We start from the raw sequence: 23,762 nt of genomic DNA on the forward strand, positions 1-23,762 counted from the left end.
TCAGGCCAGCGCATCCCAGCGCGATTGCAATTCGGCCAGACGCAGGTCGGCGGCAGCACCGGGCGAGACCCGCGCGGCCAGGCTGCCTTCCGGCGTGCGCCCCTGCCCTGCGCTGGCAGCCGACGCAGCCGCCGCCTGGTAGGCCTCGCGGAACGGCACGCCGGCCAGCGCCGCCTCGACCGCGACGTCGGTGGCGTACATGCCCGAGTCGATCGCCGCGCGCAGCCTGTCTTCGCGCCACTCCAGGTTGGCCAGCAGCGCCGGCAGCAGTTCCAGCGCGGCCAGGCCGCGGCCGAAGCCGTGGAAGATCGCGCCCTTGCTGCTTTGCAGGTCGCGGTGGTAGCCGGACGGCAGCGACAGCAGCTGCTCGATCTCGGTACGCGCCGCGGCCACACTGGCGTGGGTGGCGCGCATCAGTTCGATCACGTCCGGGTTGCGCTTGTTGGGCATGATCGAGCTGCCGGTGGTGTACTGCGCCGGCAAGGCGACGAAGCCGAACTCGCCGCTGGTGAACAGCGAAAGATCCCAGGCCAATCGGCGCAGGTCCAGGGTCGCGCTACCCAGCGCTTCCAGCGCGGCCATCTCGAACTTGCCGCGCGACAGTTGCGCGTAGATCGGACTGACCTGCATGCGCGCGAAGCCGAGCGCGGCGGTGGTGTGCTCGCGGTCGAGTTTCAGATTGACACCGTAACCGGCGGCGGTGCCGAGCGGATTGGCGTCGATCAGGCGCAGCGTGTCGTGGGCGCGGATCGCATCGTCGATGAAGGCCTCGGCCCAGCCGGCCCACCACATCCCTGCCGAAGACACCACGGCGCGCTGGATATGCGTGTAGCCCGGCAGCGGCAGCGCCTGCTCGGCCTGCGCGCGGTCCAGCGCGACCTTGGCGATCTCGCGGCTCAACTGCGCCAGTTGCGCCAGCCGTTCCTTCAGCCACAGGCGGGTGGCGACCAGGATCTGGTCGTTGCGGCTGCGCCCGGTGTGGATCTTGCGGCCGGCATCGCCCAGGCGCTCGGTGAGCCGCGCCTCGATCGCCGAATGGCCGTCTTCGAAGCGCTCGTCGAGCACGAACGCGCCGCTGCGGAAATCCTCGGCCAGGATCGCCAGTTCGCGCTGCAGCCCGGCCAGTTCGTCGGCCGACAGGATGCCGATGCGCTGCAGGCCTTCGGCATGCGCGCCGCTGGCGGCAATGTCGTGCAGGAAGAATTCGCGGTCCAGGATCACGTCGTCGCCGGCCAGGAACGCCTGGATCTTGGCATCGACGGCGACGCCGGGTTTTTGCCAGAGGAGATTGGTCATTTTTTGGGGGAATCGGGAATGGGGAATGGGGAGTCGAAAGCCGCGGCAAGGAAGCTCATTGCGTCTGCCCCACCACCGGAATCGCGGTCAATTCGTCCAAGCCGAGCGCCAGGTTGAGATTCTGCATCGCCTGGGTCGCAGCGCCCTTGAGCAAGTTGTCCAGGGTCGCCACCACCACCAGGCGCTTGTTGCCCGGCGCCAGGGTGAAGCCGCCGATCTGCACGCCGTGCTTGCCGGCGATACGGCTGACCCATGGCGCGTCGTCGAGCACCTCGATCAGCGGCTCGCCGGCGTAACGCTCGCGGTAGCGGCGCTGGATCGTGTCCAGGGTGAGCGGTTGCTGCAGCCACAGGTTCACGGTCATGGTGATGCCGCGGAAATGCGGCGCCACATGCGGCATGAACTCCACCGGCACGCCCAGTTGCGCGGACACTTCGCGCTCGTGCATGTGGTCGGTCAGCGCGTACGGCATCAGGTTGTCGCGCAGCAGTTCGGGGTTGTTCTTGTCCGACGGCGTGGTGCCGGCGCCGGAATAGCCGGACACGCCGAAGCACTGCGGCGGGCCGGCCAGCTGGTCGAGCAGCGGCGCGATCGCCAGCTGCATCGCGGTGGCGTAGCAGCCGGGATTGCTGATCCGCTTCTGCCCTGCATAGCGGCCGCGGGTCAGTTCCGGCAGGCCGTAGTACCAGCTGGGATCGAAGCGGTAGTCCGCCGACAGATCGACGACGATGGTCTCGGCCGCCACCGCGTCCAGCGCTGCGACGTAGGGCGCGGCCTTGCCGTTGGGCAGTGCCAGCACCACCGCATCGGCACGTTTGGCCGCCACCGCGTCGGCGTCCAGATTTTCGTAGCGCAATTCGCCGCGGTAATCGGCGCTGTGCTCGGCCACGCGCTGGCCGGCCAGCTCGCGCGAGGACACGAAGGCCAGGTGCAGCCGCGGATGCGCGGCGACCAGCTTGATCAGTTCGGCGCCGGTGTGGCCGCGCGCGCCGACGATGCCGACGCCATGGGTGTTGGAAGTCATGTATGCGAGTCCAGGCGGAACTGCAGGTGGCGTTTCACCCCGGCCCATTCCGTATCGATGATGGAGAACACCACGGTATCGCGCGGCGTGCCGTCGGCGTGGCGCTTGTGGTTGCGCAGCACGCCGTCCTGCTTGGCGCCGAGCCGGGCGATGGCGGCGCGCGAGGTATGGTTGAACCAGCTGGTTTCGAAACCGACGCTGATGCACTGCAAGGTCTCGAACGCGTACTGCAGCAGCATGCGCTTGACCTCGGTATTGACCCCGCTGCGCTGCACGCGCGGCGCATACCAGGTGTAGCCGATCAGCAGCGTCGGCACCTCGGCGTCCAGGCCGTAGAAGCGGGTGCTGCCGACGACCGCGCCGGCCGCATCGCGCACCGCGAACGGCAGCACGCGGCCCTGCGCCTGCGCGTCCAGCGCCGCGGCCACATAGCCATCGACCTGGTCCGGCGCCGGCACGCTGGTGTACCACAGCCGCTCCAGGCCGCTGCCGTGCAGCGCCGCGCGCAAGGCGTCGGCATGCGCATGCTGCAACGGTTCCAGCGACGCATGGAGGCCTTGCAAGGTCGGCACGTCGCGCCACAGCGCAGGCAGCAGGTCCAGGCTCATCGTGCTCAGCCCAGCAGGGTCGGCTTGCGCGTGGCGCAATGCGCCACGCAGTGCTGGATCTGCTCGAAGTTCTCCAGCCCGTACCAGAACACCTTCCACTTCTCCTGCTTGAAGCAGCCGTCGGATTCGGCGTAGTAGAAGATGTTGACCTGGTTGTTGTGGCGCGAGCGCCAGAACAGCTGCGGCGTCTCCTCGCGCATCACGTTCCACACCGCGCGGCCCAGGCCTTCGCCCTGCGCGTCGTCGAGCACGGCGAACTTGTCGAGGTAGGTGTAGCCATCCTCGTTGGTCAGGATCACTGCGGCGCGATAGTTCTCGCTGACGTAAGCGCGCAGCAGCCGGGTCTTGTCGAAATAGTCCGGCACCAGGGTGCGGCCGAAGCTGGATTCGATCAGCGACTTCAGCCGCTGCGTGTCCAGCTCGCTCCACGCCGTGGCGCGCAGCACCTTCTCGCCGCGCCGTACCAGCGTGCCAGAACCCTTGTGGGTGAACAGTTCCTTGGCCAAGTCCGCGGGGCGCGTGATCGACACCGACGATTCCAGCGGCAGGCGGTCCAGCAGATCCTTGATCTGTTCGATCTTGACCCGCATGCCGCCGTTGATCCACGGCTGCTGCATCAGGTGCGCATACTCGGTAGACAGGTTGATCGAATCGATCACCCTGCCCTCCTCGTCGAGCAGCCCGCCGGTGCCGGTGAGGAAGATGATCTTGTACGGCTGCAGTTCCTGCACCAGTTCGTTGGCGGCGAAATCGGCGTTGATGTTGAGGATCTGCCCGCTCGGGGTTTCGCCCAGGCTGGTGATCACCGGGATCGAGCCGGCCTGCAGGCTGGCCTCGATCGGCGCCAGGTTCACCGCCTTGACCTCGCCGACCAGGCCGTAGGTGTCGCGGTCCAGGTACTGCGCCTCGAACACCCCGCCGGTGATCGAGGTAGCGCGCGCGCCGTTCTGTTGCAGCGCTTCGACCAGCTTGAGGTTGGAGGCCTGGAACACCTTGCGCACAATCGCCAGCGCTTCCGGCGAGGTCACCCGCAGGCCGTTGACGGTCTGTTTCTCGATGCCGGCGGCCGACAGCTCCGCATCCAGCTGCGGACCGGCGCCGTGCAGCACGATCGGGGTCAGCCCGACTTCCTGCAGGAACGACAGCGACGAGGTCAGCGCCTCCAGATCGTCGCGCAGCACCGCGCCGCCGACCTTGACCACGGCGAAGCGCTTGGCGTCCAGCTGCGAAAAGCGCTTGAGGTACTGGCTGATCTCCTTGGCGCTGGCCATGCTCGAGAGCAGGCGGACGATGGTCTGGCGGGTTTGCTTGTTGGCGTGCATGGCGGTGATGGCGGTTCCGTGATCCGGGATGGAAGGGCCGTGGCCCCGGCGGCGCGCGCTCAGCGCACGCCGTTGATGATGCGGTCCACCGAGGTGGCGTAGCGCTGCAGCTGCTGCAGCGTCACGAACTCGTCGGCGGTGTGCGCCTGGGCGATGTCGCCCGGGCCGTAGACCAGCGCGGTATAGCCGCCGGCCGAGAACAGCGAGGCCTCGGTCCAGAAGTCCACCGCATTGCCGATCGGCAGGTGCAGCGCATCGGCGACGTCGCGCGCGGCCAGGCGCTTGTCCTCGGCGTGCGCGATATCTCCCGACGGCAGGCTCGGCCCGCGGAAGGTCTCCTCGAAGTGCGAGGCGGCCGGATCGGCGAAACCGGCGAAGGTCGCCAGCAGCGCGTCCACGTCCATCGACGGCAGCGGCCGGAAACCGAACCGCAGTTCGGCGGCCGGCGCGATCATGTTGGCCTTGATGCCGCCCTCGACCCGGCCGATGTTGAAGCGCAAGCCGGTCAGGCCGCCGAAGCGCGCATGCGCCAGCGACTCGACATGGTCCAGCGCCTTGCCGCCCCAGCGCAGCGCCTGGTGCAGCGCGCTGGCCGACGGATCCTGCTTGCCCGACGCATGCCCGGCGCGGCCGGCGAAGCGCATCAGCACCGAACTGATGCCGCGATGCGCCAGTACCGCCTCGCTCATCGTCGGCTCGGCCACCAGCACCGCCTCGTAGGGAATGCGGCGTTCCAGGAACGCGGCGATGCAGCGCGGATCGTTGGCTTCCTCGTCGCTGGAGAACAGGAACGCGGCATCGCCGTCGCCGGCATTGGCCGCCGCGACCAGCGCCGCGGCCGCGCCCTTGATGTCGCACACGCCCAGGCCGATCACGCGGTCGTCGGTACGACGCATGCGATGCGGGTCGGCGCTCCAGTGCGGCGAATCCGGCACCGTGTCCAGGTGCACGTTGAACAGGTACCGGGGCGTGCCGCGCACCGCGTACAGGCTGACCGCGCCGGCGCCATGATCGATCACCTCGACCTGGAATCCGGGCAGCTGCGCACGCAGGTAATCGAAGATGCCATCGGTGCCGATCGCGCGCGGCGGATTGCGGGTATCGAAGGACACCAGCTGCTGCAGGTGCGCGAGGGTGGGTTCGAGCAGATCGGTCATGTCGGTTGCAGCAATGGCCTGGCAAAGGTGCAGAGTCCCTTCTCCCTTCGGGACCATGGCCCCCTTCTCGGGGGAAGGTGCCCCGAAGGGGCGGATGAGGGTACGGGCGAAGCCTGGTGAATCGAATCTCGCGCGAGCGGGTGAAGGTGCGGGGAAGCTTGCGCGGTCGAAACGTTGTGAGGCTGCGCACGTACCCTCACCCCAACCCCTCTCCCGACGGGAGAGGGGCTTTACCTTCAGCGATTGACCTGGGCGTACAGCGTCGAGCTCATCCCGAACAGCTTGATGAAGCCTTCTGCCTCGGCCACGCCCCAGTCCGCCGACTGCGCGTAGGTCGCGCCCTTGGCGTTGAGCAGGTGCGGCGACTTCACCGCCACCGCATCGACGCGGCCGCCGCGGGTCTCCAGCGTCACTTCGCCGTTGACCTTGGCCTGCGAGGAATTCAGGAACGCCTCCAGGTCGGTCTTCAACGGATCGTGGTAGAAGCCTTCATAGACCAGCTCCACCCACTTGCGCGCCACGTCCGGCTTGAAGCGGTTCTGCTGCTTGGTCAGCACCGCGTCTTCCAGCGCGCGGTGCGCGGCCAGCAGCGCGATCAGGCCCGGCGCCTCGAATACGATGCGGCCCTTCAGCCCGATCACGGTGTCGCCGGTGTACATGCCGCGGCCCACGCCGTACGGGGCGAACAGCTTGTTGAGCTTGGCCAGCAGCTTGGCGCCGTCCAGCGGCTTGCCGTCCACCGCCACCGCTTCGCCGTGCTCGAACTTCACCGTCACCGTCAGCGGCTCGATCGGCCACGCGCTGCGCGGCGCGCACCAGCCGCGGGTGCCCTCGCCCGGCGCTTCCCAACGGTCGATCTCGCCGCCGGACATGGTCACGCCGAGCAGGTTCTCGTTGATCGTGTAGGCCTTCTGCTTGGCGCGCACGCCGAAGCCGCGCTCTTCCAGATACTTCTGCTCGTAGGCGCGGGTCTGGGTGTGCTCCTTCTGGATCTCGCGGATCGGGGCGACGATCTCGTAGTCGCCCAGCGCCTTGACCGCCAGGTCGAAGCGCACCTGGTCGTTGCCCATGCCGGTGCAACCGTGCGCGATGATCCGGGTGCCCAGTTCGTCGGCGCGCTTGAGCGCGGCATCGACGATCAGATAGCGGTCGGACACCAGCAGCGGGTACTGGCCCTGATAGCCCTCGCCGGCCCACACGAACGGTTTGACGAAGCCGCTCCAGATCGCCGGACCACCATCGACGGTGACGTGGCTGGCCGCGCCCAGCTCGGCGGCACGCTTCTCGATGAAGTCCCGCTCCTCGTCGTCCACCCCGCCGGTATCGGCGAACACCGTGTGCACGGCGTAGCCCTTGGCCTGCAGATAGGGAATGCAGAAGCTGGTGTCCAGGCCGCCGGAGAAGGCCAGGACGATGTCCTTGGTGCCGGGAGTCGGGATTGGGGATTCGGGATTGGTGGAAGCGGTTTGCTGCGACATGGGGGAATCTCTCTGCGGTTGACTAATTTAAGAGCGGGAAGGGAAGTCGCTGTTGCGAATCCCCAATCCCCAATCACGAATCCCGGCGGCCCTGGCCCGCCAGGGCCGCCATGATCGCCTTCTGCACATGCAGCCGGTTCTCGGCTTCGTCGATGGCGATGCAGTTCGGCGAATCCATCACCGCATCGGTAGCCTTGACGTTGCGACGCAGCGGCAGGCAGTGCGAGAACACGCCGTTGTTGGTCAGCGCCATCTTGCGCTCGTCGACGATGAAGTGCTGGTACTGGTCGCGGATCGGCTTCTCCGGGCCCCAGTTGCCGAAGAACGGCAGTGCGCCCCAGCTCTTGGCGTAGACCACGTCGGCGCCGGCGTAGGCGCTGTCGATGTCGTGGCTGACCTGCAGCGAACCGCCGCTCTCGGCCACGTTCTGCGCCGCCCAGTCCATGTAGCGCTGGTCCAGCACGTAGTCCGGGGTCGGGCACAGCAGGGTCACGTCCATCCCCAAGCGGGTGGCGATGGTCAGCGCCGAATTGGCCACCGCGGTGTTCAGCGGCTTGGGGTGGTAGGTCCAGGTCAGCACGTACTTCTTGCCGCGCAGGTCCTGGGTGCCGAAATGCTCCTGCAGCGCCAGCGCGTGCGCCAGCTCCTGGCACGGATGGGTGATGGTCTCCATGTTGATCACCGGCACCGGCGAGTATTTTGCGAAGCTCTTCAGCACCTGGTCCTCGCGGTCCTTGGCCCAGTCCACGAACTTCGGGAACGCGCGCACCCCGATCAGGTCGACGTAGCGGCCCAGCACCCGCGCCACCTCGGCGATGTGCTCCTCGGTGTCGCCGTCCATCACCGTGCCCAGGTCGAACTCGATCGGCCAGGCGTCCTTGCCCGGCTGCAGCACCACCGCATGCCCGCCCAGCTGGAACGCGCCCAGCTCGAAGCTGGTGCGGGTGCGCATCGACGGGTTGAAGAACACCAGCGCGATCGACTTGCCCTTCAGCTCGCTGCCCAGCTTGTTGCGCTTGAACAGCGCGGCCTGGGTCAACAGCGCGTCCAGCTCGGCCCGGCTCCAGTCCTGGGTGTTCAAGAAGTGCTTCAGAGACATCGGTCCATCCTTTGCTGCGTGGAGCCACCGCGGCGGTGGCGTGCGCGGGACGCGCGGTAGTCAGTTCTTTACGGGTGAAACCTTTCCGGGGTATGAAAACGAAAAAACCCAGCTTCGGGCTGGGTTTTTCAGAACGAACGGCACAGCGTTCCGGTTACCCAGCCAGGATGTGGGATTCCGGTCGACGCGCGCGCGACGTCATGCCCGAAGCCATGCGTGCGGCGCTGAGATCGTGCTGGGGCAGGTTCGCTTTCATCGGCGCGCATCCTCGCACGCGCACGCCGCAGGCGCAAGCGCGCGCGCTCATCGCGGCGGCACCACGACCGCGTCGGGCACGTACGGCGCCACCGACACGCGGATGCGCAGCCGGTTGCCCGGATCCTCCGGCAGCCGCGAGCGGTACTTGGTGCCCTTGTAGACATAGTCCACGTCGTAGGCGATCGGACGCCGGAACTCGCGGCCGACCTCGACGGTGCGGCAGTTGCGCCCGCTCGACGCCGGCACCGGCGCGGCCGCGGCCGGCGCGGGCGCCTCTTCGTGGCGGCGGCTGAAGATGTCCTTGACCGAATCCATCAACCGGTTCAGGCGGCTGTCGTCCTCCGGCTTGACCGGGGCCGGCGCCGGGGCCGGCGTCTGCACCGGGTCGCATTGCTGTTCGGTGCGGGTGGCGCGCAGGGTCTGGTAGACCGGCTCCACGTTCAGCACCTGCGCGTAGTCGAGCTTGACGTTCTCGATCACCACCACGCGGTTGCGCGCCTCGCTGTCCTGCGCCCAGGCCGGCGCGGCGCATGCGAACAGGCCGACCAGCGGCAACAACAGGTACGGACGCATCGGCACCAGGCTTCGAAGGACAGATCGATCAGTGTAGGCATCGCAGCTTGCGTCGGGCTGAACGCGAGCCTACGGTTCGATGGCCTGTCCCGGCTTGGGGTGGGACATGTTCCGTTCCCGGGCAGGTCGCACCGATTTCGTGCGTGCACCGGCAAGGAAGCGCTAGGAAGCCGACACTTACGACAACGCGGCAGCCGGCGCGCGCAAGCGCGGTTCTGCGGATCGGGCCTGGCAGGTCGCCAGCCGGCGCGACGCGACTGGATCCGGCTGCGCCACGCATCGCCCGCTACCAAGTCTGGCGGACACGACGCGGCCCAGCCCGGAAGGGATGAGACGCCCTGGGCCGCTGCCGGTAGAATCGCAAGGCTTCCCCACGCCCGATGCCGATGAGCCTGCGCCTGCACAACAACCTGACCCGCCGGGTCGATGCCTTCGAACCGCTGGATCCGGTCGCCGGTCCCACGCTGTACGTCTGCGGCCCCACCGTCTACAACTACGCGCACATCGGCAACGCGCGCGGCCCGGTGGTGTTCGACGTGCTGGCGGCCCTGCTGCGGCGCCGCTACGGCGCGCTGCGCTACGCGCGTAACATCACCGACGTGGACGACAAGATCAATGCCGCCGCGCAGGCGCAGGGCGTGCCGATCGCCACCATCACCGACCGCTTCGCCGCCATCTACCGGCAGGACATGGCCGCGCTGGGCGTGATGCCGCCGGACCTTGAGCCGGCGGCCACCGCGCACATCCCGCAGATCGTGGCGATGATCGAGCGGCTGGTCGGCAGCGGCCACGCCTATGCCGCCGAGGGCCACGTGCTGTTCGCGGTGGCCAGCTTCGCCGGCTACGGCAAGCTGTCGCGGCGCGACCCGGAAGAGATGCTGGCCGGCGCCCGCGTCGAGGTGGCGCCGTACAAGCGCGACCCGGGCGACTTCGTGCTGTGGAAGCCGTCCAGCGACGACCTGCCGGGCTGGGACTCGCCGTGGGGCCGCGGCCGTCCCGGCTGGCACATCGAATGCTCGGCGATGGCCGCCGCGCACCTGGGGCCGACCATCGACATCCATGCCGGCGGCGTGGACCTGCAGTTCCCGCACCACGAGAACGAGATCGCGCAGAGCGAATGCGCGCACGGCGGCGCCACCTTCGCCCGGTTCTGGCTGCACAACGGCATGCTCAACTTCAGCGGCGCGAAGATGAGCAAGTCGCTGGGCAACATCGAGACCGTGCACGACCTGATCGCCCGGCATCCGCCGGAAGCGCTGCGCTATGCGCTGTTGAGCGCGCACTACCGGCAGCCGCTGGATTGGTCCGAGGCGCTGATCGAGCAGTGCAAGAACACCCTGGACCGGCTGTACGGCACCTTGCGCGATCTGGATGTCTTCGGCTCCCTAGATGACCCAGAACCAATGCGGGAGACGGCCATTCCTGACGAAGTGGAAGCCGCTCTGGATGATGACCTCAATACTCCGCTGGCGTTGTCGGTCCTTGCCAGCATCGCCACCGAGGCACGTGCCGTGCGCAATCAGCTCGCGCACGGTGCCGAACGTTCGGCACACCTTCCTGAATTGCTGGCGCTCCGATCAAAGTTGCTCGGCGCAGGCAAGGCACTGGGCCTGCTGCAGCAGACGCCCGAGGCCTGGTTCAACCGCGGCGTCGGCGACGGCGACGACGCGCGCATCCAGGCGCTGATCGACGCGCGCACCGTCGCAAAGAAGAACCGCGATTTCGCCCGCGCCGACGCGATCCGTCAGGAACTGGCCGAGGAAGGCGTGGTACTGGAAGACACCGCGCAAGGCGTGCGTTGGAAGCGTGGCTGAGCTTTTCCCTTCTCCCACTGGGAGAAGGTGCCCCGAAGGGGCGGATGAGGGTACGGCAACACTCGATAAGGGTACGGACGAAGCGGCTGGCATCAATTTCTAACGAGGCTGCGCCCCTACCCTCGCCCCAACCCCTCTCTCCCACGGGGACTCCCTACGGTCGCCGGAGGGAGAGGGGCTTTACCGCTTGATCTTGGATTTGAGATGACCGATACCGATTTCCCGCTCGAACCCACGCCCGCCGACGCGCAGGCCGCCATCGCCGAGGAATTCGGCTTCTTCGGCGACTGGTCAGAGCGCTACCAGTACCTGATCGATCTTGGCCGCAAGCTGCCGGCGTTCCCCGAGGAGTGGAAGACCGAGCAGCATCGCCTGCACGGTTGCCAGTCGATGGTGTGGATCGTGCCCGAGGGCGACGCGCAGCGGCTGGTGTTCCATGCGATCAGCGATTCGGCGATCGTCTCCGGGCTGATCTACCTGGCGCTGCGGGTCTATTCCGGACGCAGCGCGAAGCAGATCCTGGCCACCGCGCCGGACTTCGTCGCCGCGATCGGCCTGGGCAAGCACCTGTCGCCGACCCGCAGCAACGGCCTGGCCGCGATCCTGGCGTTCATCCAGGACAGTGCGCGCGCACAGGCATGAGCACCCCGCTCCCCCCTGCACAGAGTCTGCGCACGCTGCTGGCGCATCCCGGCTTCGCGCTGGTGCTGGCCTATCGCATCTGCGCGATGCTGTCCTACCAGATCGTCGCGGTCACGGTCGGCTGGCACATCTACGAGATCACCCGCAATCCGTTCTCGCTGGGGCTGATCGGGCTGGCCGAGATCCTGCCGTTCTTCTGCATCGCGCCGTTCGCCGGCTACCTGGTCGATCACCTGCCGCGGCGCCGGCTGGGCATGCTCGCCAGCCTGGGCCTGGTCGCGACCGCGGGGGTGCTGACCGCGCTGACCCACGGCTGGCTGCCGATGCATGGCGTGTGGCCGATCTACGCGGCGATCGCGCTGACCGGCGCGGCGCGCGCGTTCCTGTCGCCGGTGTACAACGCGCTGTTCGCGCGCACGCTGCCGCGCGAGGCCTATGCGCGCGGCGCCAGCATCGGCAGCGTGGTGTTCCAGACAGGCATGGTGATCGGGCCCGCGCTGGGCGGGGTGCTGGTCGGCTGGGGCGGCAAGGGCCTGTCCTACGGCGTGGCCATGGCGGTGGCCGGCGTGGCGATGCTGTCGCTGTTGCTGCTGCGCGTGGCCGAGCCGATCAACGACGGCCCGCGCGCGCCGATCTTCCGCAGCATCGCCGAGGGCGCGCAGTTCGTGTTCTCCAACCAGATCATGCTCGGCGCCATGGCGCTGGACATGTTCTCGGTGCTGCTCGGCGGCGCGGTGTCGATGCTGCCGGCCTTCATCCACGACATCCTGCATTACGGCCCCGAAGGCCTGGGCATCCTGCGCGGCGCGCCGGCGCTGGGGTCGGTGCTGGTCGGGCTGTGGCTGGCGCGGCGCCCGCTGCAGCGCAATGCCGGCCGCGTCCTGCTGCTGGCGGTGACCGGCTTCGGCCTGTGCACCATCGCCTTCGGCCTGTCGCGGCATTTCTGGCTGTCGGCGGCGATCCTGCTGGTCTACGGCATGTGCGACGGGGTGTCGGTGATCGTGCGCTCGACCATCCTGCAGTTGGCCACGCCGGACGCGATGCGTGGGCGAGTGTCTTCGATCAATGGCATCTTCATCGGCTCGTCGAACGAACTTGGCGCGTTCTACGATGGGGTCATGGCACGACTGATCACACTCGTGCCCGCGGTGGTACTGGGCGGATGCGTGACCTTGGTCGTGGCCGGCGTTACCGCCTGGAAAGCGCCGAAGCTGCGCAAGCTGGACCTGCGCGAGTTGCAGTGACGGCCTGATAGCCGCCGCGTCGCGCTCAGTGCGTCGCGGCGGCGTCCAGGCGTTCGTCGGCGTCCCACGCCGCCGCGCAGCCGGGCAGGTTCGCCGGCTGGATCAGCCCGCCCTTGCCGGCCAGGAACCGGCAGGTCGCCGCGAACACCGCCGGCACCGCCTTGGAGCGGATCGGCGAGGCCAGCACGTGATTGCCGGCGCCAGGAAAATCCACCGCCTGGCGCAGCGCCGGCGGCGTGCCCAGTTGCGCGAACATCGCCTGCATCGCCGCCACCGATACCGTCGCGTCCTGGTGCTGCGCGTCGCGATAGTAGTAGCCGAGGAACACCGGCACATGGATCCGCGCATAGGTCGCCGGCAGCATGCCGCCGCGGGTCAGTGCGGCCAGCGCGCGATAACCGTCGACATGGGTGGCGTCGGCCCAGTAGCCGCTGTCGACCGGATAGCGCATGACCGGATCGCCGCCGTTGCGCGACCACAGCAGCAGCTGCGCGCCCCACGGCCACAGCATCGGCTGCAGCTGCTCGCCGTGTTCGCGCACCAGCGGCGACCACAGCACCAGGGCCTGCACCTGCTGCGGGTGCGCGGCCACGGTCTGCAGCGCCAGCGCGCCGCCCATCGAATTGCCGATCACCACCACCCGCCGGCCCAGCACTCGCGCCACCGCCAACGCCTCGGCGGCGCCGCCGAGCAGGCGCGGCGCATCGACGCCGCGCAAGGCGTCGGCGGCGACCAGCCCGTGCCCCGGCAAGCGCGGCAGATACAGATTGCAGCCGAAGCTGCGCGCCAGGCGTTGGTGGGTCGGCGCACCCTCGCCCTGGCTGGCGGTGAAGCCGTGCAGATAGACCATGGCGCAATCGCGGCGTCCCGGATGCGCCGGGTCGGCCCAGACGATGCGCGCCTGGTTGTCCGCACGCAGGCCAGCAGTGGCGCGCTCGCGCGCGTCCAGCCAGGCCTGCAGCGCAAGCGGATCCTGCGGCACGGTCGGCAACGCGCTGCGCGGCAGCACGGTGCCGACCCGCGGACCTAACGCCAGCACCGCCAGCAGCACCAGCAAGAGCAGCAGCGGCCAGCGCGCGTAGCGCCAGACGCGGGACGTGCCTGCGCGTAGCGGCGTCGCCGCGACGGAGACCGGTGTAGCGGTCATGCGCACATGTCCGCGGCCTGCCGCGGACGGCGCCGCGCCCGCGGCGACCGCAGCGGCGTGACTTGCTTAGCGCCCTCGGCGCCGGCAGCACGGACCCGCCACCTCGCAGGAGCGTGCACGGCCACGACAGCCACGCGCTGCGGCGGACAGGGAAGGCGATTGGCGAGCATCGGCAGGCGGCGGCAACGTGGCCGTCCGCCACGCGTCCAGTCTGCGGCGGCGGCATGACAGGCGCATTTAAGCCCGATCGCGATCCGGCGTGCGCGGCAAATGCGTGAAATGCGTGACGGCGCAACCTCGCCCTTTTCGGCTTGCACCTGCGTCGCCGCAGGCAGGTCCAGCGCATTTGTCTACAGGATGCGCCGAGCCGCGTGCGCACGTCCGCTTGCGCTGCTGCGACGCCGATTTCCTTGCGTTGCGGCGGCGAAAGACGCACGCCGTCTCACTCGCTCGCAGCACCCGGCGCATGCGCACGCCATGGCCGGATCGCAGCGACGCGATACCGAAAGGTTCGCGAAAGCCATGCCTGGAACCGTTGCGCCCGGACCAGCCGCAGGGTCCTTGACGGAACGCCAGGTTCGCCGCCTGCCTGCATTTTCCCGTGCGAAGTTCATACGGAAAGAACTGAAATGGAAGGTTCGCTTTTTCGCAGCGAAGTGCTGGACGCCCCCAGCCAGGCATGGCTGGGAACAGTGCGGTTGGCCACGCCGGTCTCGACCCAGGCATGGACGGTCGCCGCGCTGCTCATCGGCGCCTCGATCCTCGCCTGGCTGTTCGCCGGACACTACACGCAGCGCGTGCACGTCACCGGCCTGCTGGTGCCGCGCGCCGGCTTGATCAGCCTGACCGCCAACACCGTCGGCGTGGTCGACCACGTCGCCGCTGCGGAAGGCGATCGCGTCGTCGCCGGGCAGATCCTGGTGTCCCTGTCCGGCGAACACACCAGCAAGGCGCTGGGCAATACCGCGGCCGGCGTCAGCACGCAACTGCAACGGCAGGCCAGCAGCCTGCGCCAGGACATCGGCGATGCGCTCACCCTGCGCGACAGGCAGGCCGAGGACAACCGCACCCAGCAGACCCTGCTGAAGGATCAGCTGGCGCAGATCGACGCGCAGATCGCGATCGAGAAGAAACAGATGGCGCTGGTCCAGGACCTGGTGAACAAGTGGTCCGGGCTGGTGGCCGGCGGCTACATCCCGGCGCTGCAGGTCGAGCAGGAACAATCGGCCCTGCTCGCCGACGAATCGCAATTGCGCTCGCTGCAGCAGCAGCACGCCGGTACGCGCCAACAGCTGAGCGCGCTCGACGACCAGCTGACGCAGCTGCCGTTGGCGGTCTCGGCCAAGCTCAACGAACTGCGCCGGCAACTGGCGCAGGTCGAACAGGCGCTGGCCCAGAACGAAGCGAGCCGCGCCAGCGAACTGCGCGCGCCGGCCAGCGGCGTCGTGTCCTCGCTGCTGGTGAAGCCCGGCGCGTCGGTGTCGCTCGGGCAACCGCTGCTCGCCATCGTGCCCGACGGTTCGCGGCTGCAGGCGCAGCTGCTGGTGCCCAGCCAGGCGGTCGGCTTCGTGCATCCGGGCGTGGATGTCACCCTGCACTACCAGGCCTTCCCGTATCAGAAATTCGGCCTGCAGCATGGCGTGGTGCGCAGCGTCTCGCGCAGCGCGCTGATGCCAGGCGAGGTGACCCTGCTGCTCGGCGGCGGCACGCCGCCATCGACCGACTCGCTGTACCTGGCGCATGTGGATCTGGCCAGCCAGAACGTGCAAGCCTATGGGCAGCAGCAGCCGCTGCGCCCGGGCATGGCGCTGGAGGCGGACATGCTGCTGGACCGGCGCCGCATCGTCGAATGGATCTTCGAACCGCTGTACGGCATGGGGCATCGCTGGAGCAGCGGTTCGTGAGTCTCCGCGCCGAGGATCGCAGCGCGAACGACGACAGCGTGCATGCCGCTCGCGCGCAGGGTACACCGCGGCTGCGTTTCTGGCGCTCGCGCGGCCTGCCGAACGTGCTTCAGTCCGAAGCGGCCGAGTGCGGACTCGCCTGCCTGGCGATGATCGCCGGCTACCACGGCCACCACACCGACCTGGCCGCGCTGCGCCGGCGTTTCACCCTGTCGCTGAAAGGCATGACCGCGCGACGCCTGATCGAGGTCGCGCATGCGCTGGGGCTGCAATGCCGGCCGCTGCGGCTGGAGATGGACGAACTCGGCCAGTTGCAGACGCCGTGCGTGCTGCATTGGGACCTCGACCATTTCGTGGTGCTGCACGAGGTCGGCAGGAACAAGATCACCCTGCACGATCCGGCGGTGGGCGTGCGCACCCTGCCGCTGGCCGAGGTCGCGCGGCATTTCACCGGCGTCGCCATCGAGTTTTCGAAAGGCCCCACGTTCCAGCGCCAGCGCGAGGCGCCGCCGGTCTCGCTGCGCTCGCTCGCCGGCTCGATCCGCGGCCTGGGCCGCGGGCTCGCGCAGATCTTCGGCCTGGCGCTGGTGCTGGAACTGTTCGCCTTGCTCGCGCCGTTGTTCATGCAACTGGTGGTGGACCAGGTCATCGCCGACGGCGATCACGACCTGCTGACCTTCCTCGGGCTCAGCTTCGCCCTGCTGATCGTGCTGGAAACGCTGGTCTCCGCGTTGCGCAGCTGGACGGTGATGTGGCTCAGCACCCACTTCAACCTGGGCTGGACCGGCAACGTGTTCCAGCACCTGATGCGGCTGCCGCACGCCTACTTCGGCGCGCGCCACCTCGGCGACATCGTGTCGCGCTTCGGCGCAATCGACACGATCCAGCAGACCCTGACCACGCGCTTCGTCGAGATCCTGCTCGACGGGCTCATGGCCAGCATCACCCTGGTCGTGCTGTTCGCCTACAGCCCGCTGCTGTCGGCCATCGTGCTGTGTGCGGTGGCCCTGTATGCGGGCCTGCGGCTGCTGTATTTCCGCATCTACCGCGAAGCCAACCTCAGCCAGATCACGGTGACCGCGAAACAGCACAGCCGCTTCCTGGAAGCGGTGCGCGGGGTGCAGACGATCCGCCTGCACAACCAGGAAGCCGAACAGACCGGGCGCTACCTCAATGCGGCGGCCGATACGCTCAACACCTCGATCGCGGTGCAGCGCCTGGACATGCTGTTCACCGCGCTGCAGGGCCTGGCCACCGGCGCGCAACGGCTGGGCGTGCTGTGGCTGGGCGCGTGGCTGGGGCTGAAGGGCCAGTTCACCGTCGGCATGCTGACCGCGTTCGTCGCCTACGGCGACCAGTTCAGCAGCCGCGTCGCCAGCCTGATCGATTACGTGATCGAACTGCGCATGTTGCGCCTGCAGGCCGAGCGCCTGGCCGACATCGTGCTGACTGCGCCGGAAGCCTACGCCAGCAGCGAGCACATCGGCCCGCTGCCGGCACCGGGCGTGGCGTTCAACAAGGTCGGCTTTCGCTATGCCGACGGCGAGCCGTGGATCCTGCGCGAGTGCAGCTTCGAGGTGCGACCGGGCGAATCGGTGGCCATCGTCGGCCCGTCCGGATGCGGCAAGAGCACCTTGATCCGGCTGCTGCTCGGCCTGCTCGATCCGCAGCAGGGATCGATCGAGATCGGCGGCATCGACCTGCGCCGGCTCGGCAAGTCGCGCTATCGCTCGATGACCGCCAGCGTCATGCAGGACGATCACCTGTTCACCGGTTCGATCGCCGAGAACATCAGCCTGTTCGACGCCCTCGCCACGCCGCAGGACATCGAGGACGCGGCGCGCCTGGCCGGCGTGCACGAGGACATCGTGGCCATGCCGATGGGCTATCACAGCCTGGTCGGCGACATGGGCTCGTCCCTCTCCGGCGGACAACAGCAGCGCCTGTTCCTGGCCCGCGCGCTGTATCGCCGGCCGCAGATCCTGGTGCTGGACGAAGCGACCAGCCATCTGGATGTCGCCCTGGAACGGCGACTCAACCACGCCATCAAGGCGCTGAACATCACCCGCATCGTGATCGCGCACCGGCCGGAAACCATCGCGCATGCGGACCGCGTCATCGAGTTGTGCGAAGGGGCGGCCATGACGCGTTCCCCGCCGCGCCACACGGTTCCCGTCGCAGCGACGTCGTCGGTCGGAGACGCGCCATGAGACCAGGTTGGCTTTTGGCTTGCATCGTCGGCGCCGGGGCCCGGCTTCGGCGGCGACGTGGCGCCGCAACCTCCGCCGAAAACATCACGCGTTCGCTCATCCCCGCTTTTTCGCCCTCTCCGAAACCATGAGGTAACGCCGTGTCGTCATCGGAAGCGTCATCCCTGAAGGTCGTCAACAACTTCGTCGACGTGCAGCATCTGCCGGAGCTGGCCAGCGGCCGAGACGGCTGGGCATACGGCGTCTATCCGGGCCTGCTCGGCGACGCGCATCCGTCCTGGCACATCCACCTGTGCGGCAGCCGCAACGCGCAGGACCGGGCCATCCACGACGACGTGCTCAACGCCACGCCGGGGCTGGAATCGCTCAACGACGTGTGGCGGCACATCCGCGAAGAACTGGCGCCCGACTACGGCCTGGTCCGCGCCTACGTCAGCGGCCACACGCATGGACAGGACGGCGCCGCGCATCACTACGCCAAGCCGTCCGACCAGGAGCGGGTCGCCCTGCTCTACACCAGCACCGAGTGGAAGGACGGCTGGGCCGGCGAAACGGTGTTCTACGACGCCGCGCGCGAGTGCATCTCGATCCGCCCGCGTCCCGGCCGACTGGTGCTGTTCGACGGGACCATCGTGCGCGCGTCGCGCGCGCCCGCGCGCGATTGCCCGACGCTGTGCACCACCCTCGCGTTGCACATGCGGCGCATCCGCCGCTAGACCGGCCCAGCGAGAGACGACCTCCGATGCAGACCACCCTGCCACGCGGCGCGCTCGCGATAGCGCTCCTGGCCTTCGCCCTGGCGCCGCACGCGGCTGCGGCGGACGCCTTCGGCCGCAGCCGCGGCGACCTGGGCGAGCCGTTGCGGATCCCGATCGCCGACGACAGCGGACATCCCTGGACGCTGCAAGGACGCCTGTGCCGCCCCGAAGGCGTGCAGCGCCCGCGGCTGGTGGTGATCGCGCACGGCTCGCCGGCGAAAGCGGCGGAGCGGCCGGGCATGACGCTGGAGAGCTGCAGCGGCGAATCCGCGCAATGGTTCCTGCACCGGCACTACGCGGTCGCGCTGGTGCTGCGGCTGGGCTACGGCGCGACCGGCGGTCCCTGGACCGAGGGCTACGACGGCTGCGACCGCGCCGACTACGCCAAGGCCGGCCTGGAGACCGCGCGGCAGCTCAAGACGATCGTGGATTTCGTCACCGCCCTGCCCGGCCTCGACCCAGGCCGCGCCATCGTCGTCGGCCAGTCGGCCGGTGGCTGGGGCACGCTGGCCTACGACAGCATGCCGCATCCGAACGTCGCGGCCTTCGTCAACATGGCCGGCGGCCGTGGCGGCCACTTCCACGACCGCGCCAACAGCAATTGCGCGCCGGAAAAACTGGTCGAGGCCGCAGGCCGCTTCGGCACCAGCGCGAGCACGCCGATGCTGTGGATCTACACCGGCAACGACAGCTTCTTCGACCCGACGCTGGCCGCCGCGCTGCATCGCAGCTTCGTGCAGGCCGGCGGCCGCGCCGAACTGGTCGCGCCCGCCGCTTACGGCGACGACGGACACCACCTGTTCTTCGGCCGCCGCGGCTCCGCGATCTGGGGACCGCCGGTCGCTGCCTACCTCAAGACGCTGGACGCAGCGGCGTCCCCATGACCACCCCGACCATCCGCGCAGAGCACACGATGACCATGCAATCGATCCGGGACATCATCCAGACCATCGGCCTGCACACCGCGGCCGAGAACATTCCGCTGATCACCAAGAAGGGCGGCGCCTACACCTGGCTGTTCGACCTGCGCCGGGTGTTCATGCAGCGCGAGGCGCTCGAGCAGATCGCCCACGCGTTCTGGGAACGCAACGCCGCGCGCGCACCGTTCCAGCTCGGCGGCCTGGAGACGGCGGCGATCCCGCTGCTCACCGCGCTGCTGCTCACCGCGCCGAAGGAGCGTGGCGCGGTCAACGGCTTCATCATCCGCAAGGACCGCAAGACCACCGGCCTGGGCAATGCGATCGAAGGCGAGGTGCTGGATCTGCCGATCGTTCTGGTCGACGACTCGCTCAACTCCGGCAATAGCGCCGAGAAGGCCCGCGCGGTCGTCGCCATGGCCGGCCACCCGCTTGCCGAGGTGTTCGTGGTGGTCGATTTCCTGTCCAAGGCCGGCATGCAATGGCGCAAGACCCACGGCATCACCGTGCAATCGCTGTTCACCCTGAAGGACTTCGACCTTCCGCCGGACCAGAGCATGCCGCACCCCACGCAGGGCTACCGCGAGCTGTGGCGAACGGCGACACCGGGCGGCTTCGCCTATCACGTGGTCCCCAAGTCCGCGCCGCTGCTGGTCGGCGACACCATCTTCCGCGGCTGCGACGCGGCGAAGATGCAGGCGTTCTCCGCCGAGACCGGCGGACTGCTTTGGGAATACCAGGTCACCGGCGCGGCCTACACCAAGAAAGGCATCTGGTCGTGCCCCGCCTATCACGACGGGCGCCTGTACTTCGGCGCCTACAACGGCACCCTCTATTGCCTGGACGCGGAAAGCGGCGAGGAGATCTGGACGCATCCGGACGGCGACTGGATCGGCGCCTCGCCGCTGCTGCTGCCGCAGCACAACCTGCTGTATGTCGGCATCGAGTACGTGCGCCCGTGGGCGCAGGGCAGCCTGGCCGCCTATGACATGGGCACGGGCGAGAAGGTCTGGGAACATCAGGTCGAGAAGCTGCAGCACGGCTCGCCGGGCTATTGGGAAGGCGGCGACCTGGTGATCTGGGGCAGCGCCGATCACGAGACGCTCGCGCTCGAAGCAAAGACCGGCCGCATCGTCTGGCGCTTCCCGACCCGGCGCTCGGTGAAATACGCGCCCGCGGTCGACGAACAGCGCCGGCTGACCGCCTTCGCCTCCTTCGACAAGTCGATCTACATCCTCGACGTGGCCACCGGCGAGAAACGCGGCGAATGGCAGACCGACGAGATCTGCTACACCACGCCGCTGTTCGCCGGCAACAAGCTGTTCTGCGGCTCCGGCGACCGGCATCTGTACGTCATCGACGTGGACACGATGCAGTTGCTCAAGAAGATCAATCTGCGCGCGCGCGTGTACGCCTCGCCCAAGCGCGTGGGCAATCGCGTCATCGTCGGCAGCAACGGCGGCCGCGTCGTCGAGATCGACATCGACACGCTCGAAACCAAGGGCGTGCTGCAACTGCCGGATGCGGTCACCAACGGCGTCGCGGTCTCGCCGGACGGCCGGCGCATCTTCGTCTCCACCTACATGAACCACCTCTACGCGTTCGAGCGTTTGCGCGAGGCAGGGGAAAGCGCGGCCGGCCATGCGCTGGCCGCGTCGTCGTAAGCGCAGCGCGGCAGGATCGATCCGGGCGCGCGGCCAGGCACGGCGAGCGGCCGGATCAACCGACGCGAGGACGGTTTTCCCCGCAAACCTGTCAAAGGATCAACATGAGAACGCTCGATATCATCGAAATCGATATGGTCGCTGGCGGCACGCGCGCGTCGATCGGCGCGCACCCGTTGTCCACCTCGATCCACCACGCCAAGGCGCACAAGAAAGTGCATCACGCCAAGGCCAAGACCCATCACCACCACGCGGCGATGCACAAGTCGACGACGATGCAGAAGGTCGCCGAGTTCGATGCCCCGGTCGAGGCCGAAGGCGGCGGTGGTGAAGGCGGTGAAGGTGGGGAGGGAGGCGAAGGCGGCGAAGGTGGAGAGGGCGGTGAAGGCGGTGAAGGTGGTGAGGGAGGCGAAGGTGGTGAAGGCGGTGAAGGCGGTGAAGGTGGAGAGGGCGGCGAAGGTGGCGAGGGCGACGGCGGAGGCGGTTACGACGACGGCAACGATGCGGACGGCAACGGACCGACCGACACCAACATAGGCAGCAGCCATCAGACGGACGATGGCAGGACCGTGTCGATCACCTACCAGAACACGCAGGACGGTTCCAGCAGCGACAATCCGGTCACGTCCAAGATGGCCTCGGCGTTGAACTCGGTGCTCGACAGCGACGATGGCGTCAACAGCATCGACATCTCCGCGACCACCAACGGCAGCCACAACCCCAATTCTGCCCACTACACCGGCAACGCCGTCGATATCAACATCATCAACGACGTGCATGTCGGAACCAGCGGCACCGGCTTCGACAACGCGCAGGCGCTGGAGAATGCCGCGATGAACGATCCCAACGTCAGCTACGTGGAAGGCCCCGCCGGCAATTTCATCAGGTCCAGCCCCACCGCGGATTGGACCGCCGCCAGCCGAGAAAGCGGCGACACGACGCACGTGCATATCAGCGTCTTCAAGTAAGCCCACTTCCCTCTTCCGGGCCGGAGCCACTCCGGCCCGGAAGACAATCACCTATCGGAGATTCCCCCATGAAGTCCCTCTGGCTGCCGCGCATGTGCATGGCGTCGCTTCTCGTCTTCGCCATGCAAGGATCGTTGCAGGCGATGCAATCCGCGCCCGGCAACGAAGCCGAACAGGCGCTCGCCTATGTCCTGAAGAACGACATCGTCCTGTCGAGGACGTTCGGGGAGTGCCCGAACCTGACATTCACCCGCAGCGCGGCAAAGGGCGCCCACACGTTCCTGATCGAGGGCCGCTGCGACATCAAGAACAATCCCGAGGAAGATGCGGACTGTCCCGCCTACCACGTGCACGCGAGCGGGACGATCGACGCGCCCTCGCATTGGACCGTCCGCCAGCTGGAGTTGAAGCTGGTGTGCTCCAGCGAGGGAGCGGCGGCGCAGCGGATGTGATCGTTCGGCACGCTGCTCGTCCCACCCGCGGAAAGCGCGATTGCCGGAGCCCTCCATGGCACGCGGCAAGCATTGCCAGGTGCCACGTCGCACCGGCCTGACCGCAAGCGACGCTCGGCGTGGCGATGCCCTCCATTTCCCGGGACGCATCGGCATGCCGACCTGCATGAACCATCTCTACGCGTTCAAGCGTTGCGCGCAGCCGAGGAAAGCACGGCCGGCCACGCGCTTGTCGCGTCGCCGCAGCGCAGCGCGCGCGGCAGGATCGATCCGGACGTGCGGCCATGCGCCTGCGGCCGGATCAGCCGAAGCGAGGACGGCTCCTTCCCCGCAACATGTCAAAGGATCTACATGAGAACGCTCGATATCATCGAAATCGATATGGTCGCCGGCGGCACCCGCGCTTCGATCGGCGCGCACCCGCTATCCAGCTCGATCCATCACGCCAAGGCGCACAAGAAGGCGCACCACGCCAAGGCCAAGACCCATCACCACCACCACGCGGCGATGCACAAGGCGGTGGCGATGCAGACCGCCACCGAGTTCGACGCGCCGATCGAGGCCGAAGGCGGTGAAGGTGGCGAGGGCGGTGAAGGAGGAGAAGGTGGTGAAGGAGGAGAAGGCGGTGAAGGTGGCGAAGGTGGTGAGGGAGGCGAAGGCGGAGAAGGCGATGGCGGCGAGGGAGATGGTGGCGACGGTGATGGCGATGGCGACGGCGGCGATGGCAGCGACGGTGGCGAAGGCGACGGTGGTGCCGGCAGCAACGCCAATCCGGCCACGTCCGCATCGGCCAGCGGCACCACGGTGACCTACACCGCCGCGGACGGCTCCACCCAGGAGGTCACCGGCACCCATCCGAACCGCGACAACAACCCGCTCGACATCCGTTCCGGCAACTTTGCCGACGACCACGGTTCGCTCGGCAACGATCGCGGCTTCGCGATCTTCTCCAATCCGCAGGCCGGACTCGACGCTGCGGTGGCCAACATGAACCGCATCAACGACAACAACAACGGCACCGCCACGCTCAGCCAGATCATCAGCACCTGGTCGCCGCCGAGCGAGAACCCGACCTCGGAGATGATCACCACCATCACCACCAATTCGGGCCTGAATCCGACCGACCAGTGGGGCTCGTTGACCAGCGCCCAGCAGAGCGCCTTCGTCACGGCCTATGGCCACCGCGAAGGCTGGCACGGCAACTAATTCAAGCAAACGGCGAGACCG

The 23,762-nt window shown here is 68.1% G+C and carries 20 protein-coding genes; 11 read left to right on the forward strand and 9 right to left on the reverse strand.

Annotated features, from left to right (window positions below; all coding sequences use genetic code 11):
• The 8 genes from argH to HEP73_RS13580 all read right to left on the reverse strand — a co-directional run bounded on the left by argH (position 1) and on the right by HEP73_RS13580 (position 8,815).
• Complete coding sequence (gene argH / locus HEP73_RS13545) at positions 1–1,296, reverse strand: argininosuccinate lyase (RefSeq protein ID WP_185820378.1); 1,296 nt, start codon at positions 1,294–1,296, stop codon at positions 1–3.
• Between the two features lie 55 nt (positions 1,297–1,351).
• Complete coding sequence (gene argC / locus HEP73_RS13550) at positions 1,352–2,320, reverse strand: N-acetyl-gamma-glutamyl-phosphate reductase (RefSeq protein ID WP_185820379.1); 969 nt, start codon at positions 2,318–2,320, stop codon at positions 1,352–1,354.
• Positions 2,317–2,928, reverse strand: a complete 612-nt coding sequence (locus HEP73_RS13555) for a GNAT family N-acetyltransferase (RefSeq protein ID WP_185820380.1) — start codon at positions 2,926–2,928, stop codon at positions 2,317–2,319. Before HEP73_RS13555 ends, argC begins: the two co-directional genes overlap by 4 nt.
• Positions 2,929–2,933: 5 nt before the next feature.
• Positions 2,934–4,250 carry an acetylglutamate kinase gene (locus tag HEP73_RS13560; protein WP_185820381.1) on the reverse strand — a complete coding sequence of 439 codons (1,317 nt, stop codon included), beginning with the start codon at positions 4,248–4,250 and terminating at the stop codon, positions 2,934–2,936.
• 59 nt (positions 4,251–4,309) lie between these two features.
• The gene (locus HEP73_RS13565; protein ID WP_185820382.1) at positions 4,310–5,407 is read right to left on the reverse strand and encodes an acetylornithine deacetylase; all 1,098 of its coding nucleotides are present in this window, start codon (positions 5,405–5,407) and stop codon (positions 4,310–4,312) included.
• 236 nt (positions 5,408–5,643) lie between these two features.
• Positions 5,644–6,885 carry an argininosuccinate synthase gene (locus HEP73_RS13570; protein WP_185820383.1) on the reverse strand — a complete coding sequence of 414 codons (1,242 nt, stop codon included), beginning with the start codon at positions 6,883–6,885 and terminating at the stop codon, positions 5,644–5,646.
• A gap of 73 nt (positions 6,886–6,958) precedes the next feature.
• On the reverse strand, positions 6,959–7,984 hold the full coding sequence (locus HEP73_RS13575) for an N-acetylornithine carbamoyltransferase (RefSeq protein WP_185820384.1): 1,026 nt from the start codon (positions 7,982–7,984) through the stop codon (positions 6,959–6,961).
• A 303-nt stretch (positions 7,985–8,287) separates the two neighbouring features.
• Positions 8,288–8,815, reverse strand: coding sequence for a hypothetical protein (locus HEP73_RS13580; RefSeq protein ID WP_185823420.1), 528 nt, complete (start codon positions 8,813–8,815; stop codon positions 8,288–8,290).
• A gap of 386 nt (positions 8,816–9,201) precedes the next feature.
• Between HEP73_RS13580 and cysS the strand changes: the two genes are divergently transcribed.
• From cysS to HEP73_RS13595, 3 genes are all read left to right on the forward strand, one after another.
• The gene (gene cysS, locus HEP73_RS13585) at positions 9,202–10,629 is read left to right on the forward strand and encodes a cysteine--tRNA ligase (protein ID WP_185820385.1); all 1,428 of its coding nucleotides are present in this window, start codon (positions 9,202–9,204) and stop codon (positions 10,627–10,629) included.
• 204 nt (positions 10,630–10,833) lie between these two features.
• Entirely contained in the window at positions 10,834–11,271 is a 438-nt protein-coding gene (locus HEP73_RS13590) for a SufE family protein (protein WP_185820386.1), read from the forward strand.
• Complete coding sequence (locus tag HEP73_RS13595) at positions 11,268–12,515, forward strand: MFS transporter (protein ID WP_185820387.1); 1,248 nt, start codon at positions 11,268–11,270, stop codon at positions 12,513–12,515. Before HEP73_RS13590 ends, HEP73_RS13595 begins: the two co-directional genes overlap by 4 nt.
• A gap of 25 nt (positions 12,516–12,540) precedes the next feature.
• Here HEP73_RS13595 and HEP73_RS13600 read toward each other — a convergent pair whose 3' ends face one another.
• A complete protein-coding gene (locus tag HEP73_RS13600; protein ID WP_185820388.1) occupies positions 12,541–13,662 on the reverse strand; it encodes an alpha/beta hydrolase in 1,122 nt (373 codons plus the stop codon).
• 629 nt (positions 13,663–14,291) lie between these two features.
• Between HEP73_RS13600 and HEP73_RS13605 the strand changes: the two genes are divergently transcribed.
• The 8 genes from HEP73_RS13605 (at position 14,292) to HEP73_RS13640 (ending at position 23,741) form a co-directional block, all read left to right on the forward strand.
• Positions 14,292–15,566 carry an HlyD family efflux transporter periplasmic adaptor subunit gene (locus HEP73_RS13605; protein ID WP_255423494.1) on the forward strand — a complete coding sequence of 425 codons (1,275 nt, stop codon included), beginning with the start codon at positions 14,292–14,294 and terminating at the stop codon, positions 15,564–15,566.
• A complete protein-coding gene (locus HEP73_RS13610) occupies positions 15,563–17,776 on the forward strand; it encodes a peptidase domain-containing ABC transporter (RefSeq protein WP_255423495.1) in 2,214 nt (737 codons plus the stop codon). Before HEP73_RS13605 ends, HEP73_RS13610 begins: the two co-directional genes overlap by 4 nt.
• Before the next feature lie 140 nt (positions 17,777–17,916).
• On the forward strand, positions 17,917–18,492 hold the full coding sequence (locus tag HEP73_RS13615) for a 2OG-Fe(II) oxygenase (protein WP_185820390.1): 576 nt from the start codon (positions 17,917–17,919) through the stop codon (positions 18,490–18,492).
• A 26-nt stretch (positions 18,493–18,518) separates the two neighbouring features.
• On the forward strand, positions 18,519–19,418 hold the full coding sequence (locus tag HEP73_RS13620; RefSeq protein WP_255423496.1) for a dienelactone hydrolase family protein: 900 nt from the start codon (positions 18,519–18,521) through the stop codon (positions 19,416–19,418).
• Positions 19,415–21,115 (forward strand): outer membrane protein assembly factor BamB family protein, encoded by a 1,701-nt coding sequence (locus HEP73_RS13625; RefSeq protein ID WP_255423497.1) that lies wholly within the window; start codon positions 19,415–19,417, stop codon positions 21,113–21,115. Before HEP73_RS13620 ends, HEP73_RS13625 begins: the two co-directional genes overlap by 4 nt.
• Before the next feature lie 104 nt (positions 21,116–21,219).
• Positions 21,220–22,083: a hypothetical protein gene (locus HEP73_RS22640; protein WP_255423498.1), complete on the forward strand. Its 864-nt coding sequence runs from the start codon at positions 21,220–21,222 to the stop codon at positions 22,081–22,083.
• 68 nt (positions 22,084–22,151) lie between these two features.
• A complete protein-coding gene (locus HEP73_RS13635) occupies positions 22,152–22,535 on the forward strand; it encodes a hypothetical protein (protein WP_185820391.1) in 384 nt (127 codons plus the stop codon).
• 351 nt (positions 22,536–22,886) lie between these two features.
• Positions 22,887–23,741 (forward strand): hypothetical protein, encoded by an 855-nt coding sequence (locus tag HEP73_RS13640; RefSeq protein ID WP_185820392.1) that lies wholly within the window; start codon positions 22,887–22,889, stop codon positions 23,739–23,741.
• Positions 23,742–23,762 lie beyond the last annotated feature (21 nt).

It is taken from the genome of Xanthomonas sp. GW (assembly GCF_014236815.1).
In the GTDB taxonomy this organism is placed as follows: Bacteria; Pseudomonadota; Gammaproteobacteria; order Xanthomonadales; family Xanthomonadaceae; genus Xanthomonas_A.